Origin of the sequence: Flavobacterium sp. HSC-32F16 (assembly GCF_024171645.1) — a bacterium.
GTDB lineage: Bacteria > Bacteroidota > Bacteroidia > Flavobacteriales > Flavobacteriaceae > Flavobacterium.
Genome location: NZ_JALKAC010000006.1, coordinates 255,322 through 268,545, shown reverse-complemented (window position 1 = coordinate 268,545; position 13,224 = coordinate 255,322). Strand labels below are relative to the sequence as shown.

Sequence of the window (13,224 nt, the reverse complement as noted above, 5' to 3'; positions counted from 1 at the left end):
TTTAAAACTTAGAATAGGTGTTTCATTTGCTTTAACAAGCATAACTATGTGTGAAGAAACTGGTTTCTTTTTTGTTTTTCTTTTTTCGTTAAAAAACTATGTTTCTATATATTTAAAAGAACAATCATTGCGGAGTTGCCAGTAGAAAAGACTCCTTCGTTGACATAACAAAAAGTGCTTTTTTTTACTACATCTACACAATTACCTATTAAAAAAGCCGAATCTAAATTTGATTCGGCTTTTGATTTTTTATGATTCACAGCTGCTGCAAGAAACAAGACTTGTCACCAATTCTTTAGAAACACTCTGGCTTCTCTGGTAGTACAAACTTTTAACTCCTTGCTGCCAGGCTTCGATCATTAAGCGGTTTACATCTTTAATCGCTAATTCAGCCGGAATATTAAGATTTAAACTTTGTCCTTGATCTACAAATTTCTGACGAATTCCTGCCTGCTGTACAATTTCTAACTGGCTGATTTCTTTAAACGTTTTAAAAACATCTTTTTCATTTTGAGAAAGCTGTGACATATGCTGAACACTTCCTCCGTTTAGCATAATTTCTCTCCAGACTTCTTCATTATCCAGACCTTTTTCTTCAAGTAATTTTTTCAGGTATTTGTTCTTACGCATGAAATTACCTTTGCTTAAACCAGCTTTGTAATAGTTACTGCTAAAAGGTTCAATTCCCGGAGAAGTCTGCCCTAAAATTGCCGAAGATGAAGTCGTTGGAGCAATAGCCATAGTAGTAGTATTACGTCTTCCATAACCTTTTAACAATTCCGGTTCACCATAAATTCTAGCCAATTCCTGACTTGCTTTATCCGCTTTGTCGCTTATATGTTTGAAAATTTCTGTTGTTTTCATTTTAGCTTCCATTCCTTCAAACGGAATCATATTTTTTTGCAGATAAGAATGCCATCCTAAAACCCCTAAACCTAAAGCACGGTGTCTTTTAGCAAATTTATTTGCTGCAGAAAGGTAATAGTTCCCTTCGGTTTTTTCAATAAATTCCTGTAATACGGCATCAAGGAAAAAGATAGCCAGTTTTACTGCTTCTGTATCTTTCCATTCTTCATAAAGCTCAAGATTCATTGATGATAAACAGCAGATAAATGATTCGTCATGAGTTGACGGAAGCATAATCTCACTGCATAAATTACTAGCATTGATTCTCAGGTTTTGATCTTTATAAACCTGTGGTTTGTTTTTATTTACGTTATCGCTGAAAAAGATATAAGGCAGCCCTTTCTGCTGACGGCTTTCTAAAACCTTTGCCCAGATTTGTCTTTTATCATTATCGCCGTCAATCATTTCCTGCATCCAGTAATCAGGAACACAAATTCCGGTAAACAAATTCTGAATTGGGTTTCCAATACTTTTAATTTTCAAAAACTCCTCAATATCAGGATGATCAACATCTAAATATGCCGCAAATGCGCCTCGACGCACACCGCCTTGCGAAATTGTATCCATAGCCGTATCAAAAAGCTTCATAAAACTTACGGCTCCGCTGCTTTTTCCGTTATCGGTTACAGCACTTCCGCGTTCACGCAGTTCTCCAAAATAGCCTGATGTACCACCTCCTATTTTAGTCTGCATGATCACTTCACCTAATTTATGTGTAATTCCTTCAATTTTGTCCGGAACGTGTACGTTGAAACAAGAAATAGGCAAACCTCTTTCAGTTCCCATATTAGCCCAAACCGGCGAACTGATACTCATCCAGCCGCGTTCGATCATTTCTACAAAAGATTCTTTTAATTCTGGTTTGTATAATCTTTTAGCTGCAGCGGTACAGATTCTGTCAATTGCACCTTCAACAGTTTCACCTTTTAAAAGATAACCACGATTTAAAATTTGTTCACTTTCAGAGTTCTTCCACCACATTTTAGTTCCTGCTTCATTTTGTGGAAGACTATTTACTTCATTTGTATCTATTGTATTCATATTATTTTGCTTTTAGAAAAGGTCGTTTGCCGTGATGCTTTTATCGTGTTTCGTATATTCTACAGGACGTTTTGCAAAGAAATCATCCAGACTGTTGGCAAAAACTTCTTCTTCAAACCAAGCCAGAGCTTTGTAGTCTTCAATATTAACGTTGAATATTGTTGGAATTCCAATTTGTTTCAGGCTTTCGTCAATTCTGAATTTCATAAAATTCACTAAATCACCTTTTTTAATACTTTCAATTTCACCTTCTTCAAATATCCAGTCTAATATGTCTGATTCGACTGCAATAGAATCTTTAACTGTTTCTCTCACCAAAGCCAAAGTTTCTTCATCAAAATAATCCGGGAATTCTTCTCTGATTTTATTGATAATATAGATTCCTCCATTTGCATGAATCTGCTCATCGATTGAAGTCCAGGCGATAATGTTGCTCACATTTTTCATATAACCTTTAAACCTAGTAAATGAAAGCAAAATAGCAAACTGGCTGAAAAGCGAAACGTTTTCAATAAGAATACTAAACAAGATCAGCGAAACCATATATTTTCTGTTATCCTGAGATTTAGTATCTTTCAGTACATTAGAAAGATAATCTACTCGTCTGCGGATAACCGGTACGTCTAAAAGTTTTTCAAATTCATCATTATATCCCAAAACTTCAAGAAGACGTGAATACGCTTCAGAATGTCTAAATTCACACTCTGCAAAAGTGCTTCCTAAACCATTAAATTCCGGTTTTGGAAAATGCTCATAAATGTTCCCCCAAAAACTTTTTACGGCTACCTCAATTTGTGCAATTGCCAGCAGACTGTTCTTTACTGCAGTTTTTTCTGCTGTTGTTAAATGAGCATGAAAATCCTGAGTATCAGCAGTAAAATCAACTTCTGTATGAACCCAATACGCTTTATTTATCGCTTCTGTAAATTGCAAAACCTCTGGGTATTCGAAAGGTTTATAATTGACTCTTTTATCAAATATAGACATATATATAGTATTTATCGGTGACTAATTAAGGATAGAAAGAGACAGGATTTGGGGGTAGATAACTGTGCTTTCTATACCTACAAAATTAACCCCTCAATCTTCTTTTGTCTAAGTTTTGATGTTAAAAATCGGAGCAATTATCAACAGTAAAAAGCTTGATTGAAAACCATTAAAAAACTATTTATTAACAGTGACATAATTTTATGTAGTTGCCGAATTACCAGTTATTTATACCAAATCTAAATAGAGTTGTCAACAAAAAAAAGCGAAATATAACTTGAAATAAAAAAACAGTTATCAACAGACAATCTTCAATTTTCGTCATTTTTAGCCAAAATCTGATAAATTTTGAAGGGCAAATTTCGTCTCAAAAACTTCTTTTCGAGAGTAAGAAAGAAATCGGCAATTTGTACAATGTTATACTTTACAAAAAGCTAAACAAATAAAAATCAATACATTAAATTAATAACAAACCAAAAATATTAAACACTTTTAAACTAAATCATAAAATTATTGTCTTACAATTTTAAAAATCGGTATCGTTAAAATTTACAAGATTATAATTCCTGTATTCAAATTAAAAAATCATTAGAATTCAACTTTTTGAAAGCAATTAAACTTGATTTCAAAATATTAATCTATACATTTGTCATTATTTTGATTTATTCTAAATAGATATTAATTTCATCTATAATTTTTGGAAATCAAAAGCCAATAAACAACATAACAAAATATGAAAAAGAATCTTTTTATTTCTTTAGCCCTTGCAGTGACATTCTTTGTTAGTGCACAGCAAAAAAATACATTATTAGAGCAGTCATTTTGGAAAACATTACCAGACGTTACTATTGTTAAGGCTGAAATAGCAAAAGGAAATAATCCTGCTGAAGCCAACGTAAATGCATTTGACGTTACAACGCTGGCAATTAACAATGATGCACCTATTGAAACGATCAAATTTTTAATTGATCAGCCCGGAAATTCCATCACCAAATTAACGCATGACAATCGTATTTATTTACACTGGGCGGCTTACAAAGGAAATACAGAATTAGTTGAATATTTAATTGCAAAAGGTTCTGATATTAAATTTGAAGACAGCCACGGTACAACTCCTGTAGATTTTGCAGCGGCTAACGGACAATCAAATCCTTCTTTATATGATGCTTTTTTTAAGGCTGGAATAGATCCGAAGAAAAAATATGCCAATGGTGCGAACTTATTACTTTTAGCAATTTCTTCTGATAAAGAATTAAAAGCGGCCGATTATTTTACCACAAAAGGAATGTCTCTTAAAGATGTAGATAGTGACGGAAATACGGCCTTTACTTATGCTGCAAGATCAGGAAATATTCCTCTTTTGAAAAAATTATTGGAAAAAGGAATAAAAGCAAACGATAATGCTCTTTTTACTGCTGCACAAGGAAGCCGTAGAGAAACTAATACAATCGAAACTTATAAATATTTGGTTGAAGAAGTTAAATTGAAACCAGCTGCACAAAATAAAGCAGGACAGAATGTACTGCATATTTTATCCGGAAAACCAAATCAGGCCGAAATTGTAAAATATTTTTTAAGCAAAGGTACTGATGCTAATAAAACAGATAAAGAAGGAAATACGACTTTAATGGCTGCAGCATCAGCAAGAGAAACGGCTGTTTTAGAAATTTTACTTCCTGCGTCTAAAAACATTAACGCTCAGAATCTAAAAGGCGAATCGGCTTTGACAAACGCAGTTAGATCTGGATCTCCAGAAGCAGTAAGATTACTTTTAAGCAAAGATGCCGATGTAAATGTAAAAGACAAAGATGGAAACAATTTAGGTGTTTATTTAGTTCAATCTTACAGACCAGCCGGAAGAGACAAAGAAGCTGCTGATCCATTTGCTGCGAAAGCAAAATTACTTCAGGACAAAGGATTAGACTTAGCTGCACCTCAAAAAGACGGAAATACTTTGTATCATTTAGCAATTACAAAAAGTGACGTTTCGCTTCTTAAAAAAATTACAGATTTAAAAGTAGATCTTAATGCGAAAAACAAAGATGGTTTAACCGCTTTACACAGAGCGGCCATGACATCTAAAGATGATGCTGTTTTAAAATACCTTATTTCTATTGGAGCAAAAAAAGACATCAATACTGAATTTGATGAAACAGCTTATGCTTTGGCTAAAGAAAATGAACTGCTTACAAAAAATAATGTCTCAATTGACTTTTTAAAATAATCTTTAAAAGTTATGAGTTTTAGACTACTTATACATTATAACTCAAAAAAAACTCATAATTCATAACTCATAATTCACAATTAATTAAAATGAAATCTATACTTAAAATCGCTCTTATATTTCTTGTCGCTTTACAGGCAAATGCACAATCGAGCAAATACAAATGCATGTTACAAATGACAAATTATATGGGAGAAGGTGCTTATATCGTAGTATCCCTTATTAATCCAAGTGGTGCATACGAAAAAACGCTTTATGTAATGGGCGACGATAAAAAATGGTACAAATCGTTGAAAGAATGGAATAAATTCCACGCGCAGAAAAGTGAAGATATCAGTGCAAAAACAGGTGCGTCTGTAACTGGAGGCGATCGCAGTGTTACTACAATCGAAATTGAAGATTCAAAAATTAATAAAGGTTATAAACTACGTTTTGAAACTGCGGTTGAAGATCAAAAATACTATGTAAGCGATCTTGAAATTGCACTAACAACCGAAGGTCTTGCTGATAAAACAGATGGTAAAGGTTACATAAAATATGTAAGACTGAACAAAATATAATCTTATTTTAACGTAGATAAGCCTAAATTATTTTTCTGCTTAAACTTAAAATCCGAGCTTTGTCAAAGGTGAAAAAACCTTGACAAAGCTTTAAATATTTTATTACATTTCTAGAATACACTAAATGACTCTTTCTTTCTGGCGCTACGCACATTTGGCTCTGGCCTTATTTTCTTCGATTTTTTTACTTTTAGCTACTGTTACCGGAATCATTCTCGCAGTCGATGCCGTACAGGAAAAAACACTTCCGTACAAAACTGCCGATTTCGACAAAATCACTTTAGGAGAAACTCTGCCGATATTAAAAAAAGAATACTCAGAGATTACAGAATTGAGTGTAGATTACAATCAGTTTGTAACATTACAAGCCATCGATAAGGACGGAAATGATGTCAATGCTTATATTGATCCAAAAACCGGAAAAGCATTAGGAACGCCTGAAAAAAAGAATGAATTTATCAAATGGATTACAAGTTTTCATCGTTCGTTATTTCTTCATGAAACCGGACGTTTTTTTGTTGGCGTAATTTCTTTTTGTTTATTATTAATTTCGATTTCTGGTTTTGTATTGGTTTTAAAAAGACAAAGAGGAATTCGTAATTTCTTTTCGAAAGTAGTAAAAGAATATTTTGCACAATATTATCACGTTGTTTTAGGACGTCTGGCTTTAATTCCAATTTTTATTATCGCTTTAACGGGAACTTATTTATCACTGGAAAGATTCAACTTTTTTATGGGTGAAGAAAAAGCAAAACCTGTAAAAACAGAACTTTCGGCGGAAGCCAAAAAAACTTTGGTATTTAAAACTACCCTTCTGTCTGATGTAAAGAAAATCGAATTTCCTTTTACAGATGATCCCGAAGAATATTATATCATCGAACTAAAAGACCGCGAAATTGAAGTTAATCAGGTTGATGGAACTTTGCTTTCTGAAAAACGTTCTCCGTTTACCGTTCAATTATCGGCTTTAAGCCTTGACCTTCATACGGGAAGAATTAACGGGATTTGGGCTGTAATTTTGGCCATCGCCTGCCTTAATATTCTCTTCTTTATTTATTCTGGTTTTGCCATTACTTTAAAACGAAGATCAAGCCGAATTAAAAATAAATTCAAAGCCGGCGAAAGCAATTATATCCTGTTGGTTGGTTCTGAAAATGGAAGTTCATTTCGATTTGCCAATGCTATTTCGAAACAATTAATTGGTCACGGAAAAAAAGCTTTCATTGCCGAATTAAACAGTTTTTCGGTTTACCCAAAAGCAGAACATATTATTATTTTTTCTTCTACACATGGTTTAGGCGATCCGCCATCTAACGGAAAAAAATTCAAAGCACTTTTACAAAAACAAAATCAGGAACAAAAAATTAAGTTCTCGGTAGTGGGTTTTGGTTCAAAATCATATCCTGATTTCTGCCAGTTTGCTGTTGAAATCGATTTGCTTTTAGAAACCCAAAACTGGGCTGAACGCTTTTTAGATTTGCAGACAGTTAATGATAAATCGGCTGTTGAATTTGCAGAATGGGTAAAGTTATGGAGTGATAAAACTGAAATTCCGCTTGCCGTTACTCCATCTTTATACAATCATGTTCCAAAAGGTTTACAGAAATTAATGGTTTTAGATAAAACCCCAATCTCAGATACTGAACATACTTTTATATTGACTTTACGCGCCGGCAGCAGAACGAAATTTGCTTCGGGCGATTTACTGGCTATTTATCCTGCCAATGATTCAAGAGAACGCCTCTACTCTATTGGAAATCATTCCGGAAATGTTCAATTGGTTGTAAAACTGCATCCAAACGGATTAGGATCCGGATTCTTAAATAATCTGGAAGCGGGAGATACAATTAAAGCCAGGATTATCAATAATCATGCTTTTCATTTTCCAAAGAAAGCTTCAAAAACGGCTTTTATCTCTAACGGAACCGGAATTGCGCCTTTCTTAGGAATGATCGAACAAAATAAAGCGAAGAAAGAAATTCAGCTTTACAGCGGATTCAGAATGGAAACGCCGACACTTCTTGCCTATAAAAAATTTGCCGGAATAATGATTCAGAAAGAACATTTGGATCATTTCCACGTTGCTTTATCGCGAGAAGCTGAACATATCTATGTAATGGATTTGATTAAAAGAGATACGGCCTTTTTTATTGGCTTATTGAAACGAGGCGGCGTAATTATGATTTGTGGTTCGCTTGCCATGCAAAAAGATGTTGAAATGATTCTGGATGAATTGTGTTTGGCAAACGGAATTAAAAGTTTATCGGAGTATAAACAAAATGGACAGTTATTAACGGATTGCTATTAGGTTTTATTTTAGATTGCAGATTTTGAATTGTAGATTGTAGAAACAAATAATACAATTCCCAGAGGGATAACCTATTTATAGATAATAGTTGATTGATCCAAAAAGAGCGCGTGACGTGAAATGCATCGCTCCTATAGCTTTTTAAATTCTTTAAAAAATATGCGTAAATTATTCTCATATAAAATTTTCTTCCTGTTTATAATTATGTGCTGTTTATCAGCACATTCCCAAGTATTACGAAAAAGAACGACGCTGCTCATGGGCGGGCGTTTTGACATTAGTATTGCAGCAAAAGATTCTCTGACTGCCGAAGAAAATATAAATGAAGTAATTGCCGAAATTACCCGAATTGAAAAGCTAATTTCGGATTGGAAACCGGATTCACAGGTTTCTCAGGTAAATCAAAATGCCGGAATCAAACCGGTAAAAGTAGATCTGGAAGTTTTTGAACTCGCGAAGAGAGCCATTAAATTATCAGAAATAACGAATGGCGGTTTTGACGTTAGTTTTGCCGCAATGGACAGAATCTGGAAATTTGACGGCTCTATGACCGAAATGCCTTCGGCGGAAGCCATACAAAAATCAGTTGAAAAAGTAGGTTATAAAAATATCATTTTAGACTCTGTTCAATCGACAATTTTCCTGAAACTAAAAGGAATGAAAATTGGTTTTGGTGCTCTTGGCGAGGGTTATGCAACAGATAAATGCCGAACGATGATGATTGCAAAAGGCATTCAAGCCGGAATCATAAACGGTTCAGGAGATATGAGCACCTGGGGAAAACAACCTAACCGACAAGATTGGAAAATTGGAATCACTAATCCGTTTAAACCTGAAAAACTTTTGGCCGTAGTGCCTTTAAATCAAGGTGCAGTAACAACATCCGGAAGTTATGAAAAGTTCGTTGTTTTTAACGGAAAACGATATTCTCACATTATAAATCCTGCAACGGGATATCCTGCAACGGGTTTATGCAGTGTTACCGTTTTTGGTCCAAATGCCGAAACGGCAAACGGATTGAGCACTTCATTAATGGTTTTAGGGCAAAAGGAAGGTTTGCTTTTACTTCACAAATTCCCGGATTACAGCTGTATAATGATTACTGACAATGGAAAAGTTATTAAGTCTAAGAATTTCTCTATCAAGAAGTTTAAGGCTAAATTGTAAATAAGGTATTAAGATGCTAAGTCTCTAATTTTTTAGCACAGTTTTGTTATTAATAATTAACAACTGATAATTAACTATTTACTAATTACTTCTAACATTAAAATCTCTAATGCAAATCTAATAATCTTCTAACGCGTTTATTTAGATTAAATTTAAATAATAATATAAGTTTGCTGCCATATAAAATCAGTACAACTTAAAATATGAGAATTCTTTACTTTCTCTTTTTCATCATAACCGTTACCGGATGGTCTCAAACCGGAAAAATTACAGGAAGAGTAATCTTTGGAAATAATGAAACGGCTTTAGGAGCTTCAGTTAATATTTCAGGAACTAAAAAATTTGCTATTGTTGATCATGACGGGCAATTTGAAATTAAAGGTCTGACTTATGGAAATTATACTCTAGAAATTTCGTCACTGGAAGCAAAAAACAAAACTGTAAATGTTATTTTAAACCGTGCTTCTGTTGAAATTACTATTTCTTTGGAAAAAACATCAGATCCAAAAATACTGAAAGAAGTTGTCATTCAAAAAACAACTGCCAAAAAAGAAATCATCGAAAAAGGCTTTTCTGTAAATGTTATTGAAACTCAGGAAGCAGCCAAAAGAAATATTCAAACTAATGATTTATTAGGGCAGTCTGTGGGAGTCAGAATCAGACAAAACGGAGGTTTAGGTTCTAGCGTAAATTACAATCTAAACGGAATGTCTGGCAATGCAATCCGAATATTTATCGACGGAATTCCTATTTCTACTTACGGTTCGTCTTTTAACTTAAACAGTATTCCTCCTGCTTTAATTGAAAGAATTGAAGTTTACAAAGGTGTAATTCCAGCACATTTAGCCGATGATGCTTTGGGCGGCGCTATAAATGTTATTTTGAAAAAAGGTGCGAAAAATTCCTTGAATGCCTCTGTATCTTATGGTTCGTTTAATACTATTCAATCTAATTTTAATACGACATACCGCGACAAATCAGGTTTTACTTTAAAAGGTTCAGGGTTTTACAATTACTCGGATAATAATTATGAAATATGGGGGAAATTTGCCCGTGATGTACAGGCAGATGGTGTAATGAACCAAATACGAGCTAAACGTTTTAATGATGCTTATCGTTCTTATGGCGGCCGTTTTGAACTTGGTTTTACAGATGTTGAGTGGGCTGATACTTTTTTAGTAGGCATAAATATGTCTGATGATTATAATGAAATCCAGCATGGTCAGGCAATGTCAACGCCATATAAAGGAAGGTTTACAGAAGCAGATGCTAAAGTTATAAGCATTAATTACGCTAAAAAAGATTTTATAATAAAAGGTCTTGAGTTTAATATTAATTCGGTTTTCAGCCAGAGAAATGAGGTGCTGAACGATACAGTAAAATGGAATTACAACTGGTTTAATGAAAAATTAATCGGCCTAAAAGGTCTTCCTGTCCTTACTCCTAACGGCGCACAACAAGGTTCGCCGACTATTCTTCATATTAACAATAAAATTTTCAGTACAAGAGGCGGTTTAAATTATTCTATAAATGAAAATCACAGGTTTGTATTTAGTACAATGCTCTACTCCTTTATGAGAGATGATTACGATGAAATGAAATCTGAACTGGAAAGGAATTTTCAGCAGAAACGAGACCTGCAAAAAAACATTTTATCATTTGCCTATGAGTTTGAAGGACTTGGTTCCCGCTTAAGAACAAATGTATTTGGTAAAAGATACCAACAAAAAACAGAACAGAGAACTCCTATTTTAACTACAACAAACGGACAAACTACAATTACTGAAAATCTGGAAAATAATAATACTATTTTCTACGGATACGGATTTGCAGCATCTTATTTTATTCTGCCTAAATTAATGCTTTCTACATCTGCAGAAAAAGCAATCAGGCTTCCATCTGAAAATGAAATATTTGGTAATCCAGGTGAAAATCAAATTTCAAATAGTTCATTAAAACCAGAGCAGAGTAATAACCTCAATGTTGGTTTTCGATTTGGTCCTTTTAAAGTTAATGAACACAAATTCAGTGCGGGAGGTTCCGGATTTTGGAGAAATTCTAAAGACAAAATTGTACGCCAGTTCAGCACAAGAGTTAACGAGGCTTTACAAGCTACACCGTCTGTAAATATGGGAACGGCTCAGTCTCTGGGTTATGAAGCTTCATTGGAATATTCAAATAAGAACAAATTATTTATATCAATGAATATGTCACGATTTAACTCATTGTTTAAACTTAAATACGACCCAAGTGGAAAAATCTACGATCATTATAATAAACAATATCCAAACGAGCCTTACTTTATAATTAATGCAAATGCGCAATATAATTTTAAAAATGTACTGCAGGAAAAGTCAGAATTAAATCTGTATTACAATTTTAGTTATGTGGGCGAATTTTATACAACCTGGCTTCAAACAGAAATGGACAAAACTCCATCGCAGTTCCCTCATGATCTGGGTTTAAGTTACATATTTCCAAGTAAAAGATATATTGTAAGCTTTGATGCTAAAAACATAACCAACGAAGAAGTTTATGACAATTTTGCGGTTCAAAAACCCGGAAGAGCTTTCTATTTAAAAGTAAACTACATACTCAATAAATTTTAGTAACCAATTAATAACTTTTAATGTAATAAATATGAAAAAAAGTACATTTAAACTACTGGCATGTGGATTGTTTTTTACCACATTTGCGCTGATAAGCTGCAGCAGTGACGATAATAAAAATGAAGAAGTTCCTGTAGATCCAACCGCAGACAGATGGATAACTGTAGCAGGAGCCATAATGCAGACCAATCCCGGAGACGGAGACGGAGGAACTAAAGTATTTTCTGTAAGCAAAGAAGATGCTAAAAATCAAAATGTTTCAATAGATGTTTATGAAAACGGATCTCCTGTACAATCAAGCAGAACAGCACGTTTGCAATCTTCTGTAGATGGAAATACACTTTTTAATATTACTTACACAGGTGCTAACGGAGGTCAATTTATGACTTACAATGTAAATGGAGGTAAAAACTTCGTTCAGTCAGGGCAAACTGTAAGCATTGCACAATATGCCGGAGCATCCCCTAGATGGGTTAAACTTTTTGACGGTGACAAAACGGGTGCAGCTGTAAACGTAACCAGCCCTGTTGTAAAGACAGAAGATGATGGAAAAACCTATAAATATACAAGAGGTACTGCAACAGTATTGACTTTAGACTTCCAAAAAATTAATATTTCTACTTACGAGCAGTATGAAATAGCTTTATCTGCTGCAGAAGAAGCTTTAGGGCACCATATTTTCCGTTTAGATGCTCCAACCTTAAACAAAGCAGGAGACAAACTGATTATTGGAACATGGATGCGTAAAACAAATCCGGCTACAGGAACAAACGAAAGCACATTTGATCGTTTAGGATCTAAATCTGTGGTAGTTGATTATCCTTCATTAAAAAATCCTAAAGTGATTACTTCTACAGTTGGTTTTGGTGATACAAGCGGATACAGAAGTTTTAACAGCTTTGCAGCAAATGATGGAAATATCTATCAGGCAACTCAAAGAGATACTAAAAAAGGTTCTTATATCCTGAAAATCAACCAAAGCAATGAGTATGACAACTCTTATTCTTTTAGTTTAGATGCAGCTCTTGGAATTACGGGTTCTTATATCGATGCCTGGAGATATGTAGGAAATGGAATTGCTTATGCAGTTTATCACCATAATGCTAATGATCAAGGTTATTTAGCAAGACTTGACTTGAATGCAAAAACAGCAAAATTAGTAGATGGAATTCCTTACGACGCAGACTTAGATTTTGGTCAATACCAAGGTTTTGTGGTTGACGGAAATGATTTATACATTGCTGTTACACCAGTTGGTAAAGATGGAAACATTTATATCATTGATGCAGTAACAGGTGCCGTAACAAAAGGGGCAAAATTGGTTAACAAACCAGGAAACCACTACATTGGTGTTTTCTAAAAACGATAACTTGAGTTATAGCGATAATTCTTGATTTTTTTTTAAATGGTGACATTCCGCTT

At 34.0% G+C, this 13,224-nt stretch carries 8 protein-coding genes; 6 read left to right on the top strand and 2 right to left on the bottom strand.

Annotation, left to right across the window (positions count from 1 at the left end):
- Positions 1–249: 249 nt before the first annotated feature.
- Positions 250–1,947 (bottom strand): ribonucleoside-diphosphate reductase subunit alpha, encoded by a 1,698-nt coding sequence (locus L1276_RS17535; protein WP_253790067.1) that lies wholly within the window; start codon positions 1,945–1,947, stop codon positions 250–252.
- 12 nt (positions 1,948–1,959) lie between these two features.
- Positions 1,960–2,934 (bottom strand): ribonucleotide-diphosphate reductase subunit beta, encoded by a 975-nt coding sequence (locus tag L1276_RS17530; protein ID WP_253790065.1) that lies wholly within the window; start codon positions 2,932–2,934, stop codon positions 1,960–1,962.
- A 733-nt stretch (positions 2,935–3,667) separates the two neighbouring features.
- Here L1276_RS17530 and L1276_RS17525 point away from each other — a divergent pair.
- The 6 genes from L1276_RS17525 to L1276_RS17500 all read left to right on the top strand — a co-directional run bounded on the left by L1276_RS17525 (position 3,668) and on the right by L1276_RS17500 (position 13,162).
- On the top strand, positions 3,668–5,158 hold the full coding sequence (locus L1276_RS17525) for an ankyrin repeat domain-containing protein (protein ID WP_253790063.1): 1,491 nt from the start codon (positions 3,668–3,670) through the stop codon (positions 5,156–5,158).
- A gap of 89 nt (positions 5,159–5,247) precedes the next feature.
- Positions 5,248–5,718 (top strand): DUF2271 domain-containing protein, encoded by a 471-nt coding sequence (locus L1276_RS17520; protein ID WP_253790061.1) that lies wholly within the window; start codon positions 5,248–5,250, stop codon positions 5,716–5,718.
- A gap of 124 nt (positions 5,719–5,842) precedes the next feature.
- Positions 5,843–8,026, top strand: coding sequence for a PepSY domain-containing protein (locus L1276_RS17515; RefSeq protein ID WP_253790059.1), 2,184 nt, complete (start codon positions 5,843–5,845; stop codon positions 8,024–8,026).
- Between the two features lie 159 nt (positions 8,027–8,185).
- Entirely contained in the window at positions 8,186–9,193 is a 1,008-nt protein-coding gene (locus L1276_RS17510; protein WP_253790057.1) for an FAD:protein FMN transferase, read from the top strand.
- A gap of 203 nt (positions 9,194–9,396) precedes the next feature.
- A complete protein-coding gene (locus L1276_RS17505) occupies positions 9,397–11,802 on the top strand; it encodes a TonB-dependent receptor plug domain-containing protein (protein ID WP_253790054.1) in 2,406 nt (801 codons plus the stop codon).
- A 31-nt stretch (positions 11,803–11,833) separates the two neighbouring features.
- The gene (locus tag L1276_RS17500; protein ID WP_253790052.1) at positions 11,834–13,162 is read left to right on the top strand and encodes a hypothetical protein; all 1,329 of its coding nucleotides are present in this window, start codon (positions 11,834–11,836) and stop codon (positions 13,160–13,162) included.
- Positions 13,163–13,224 lie beyond the last annotated feature (62 nt).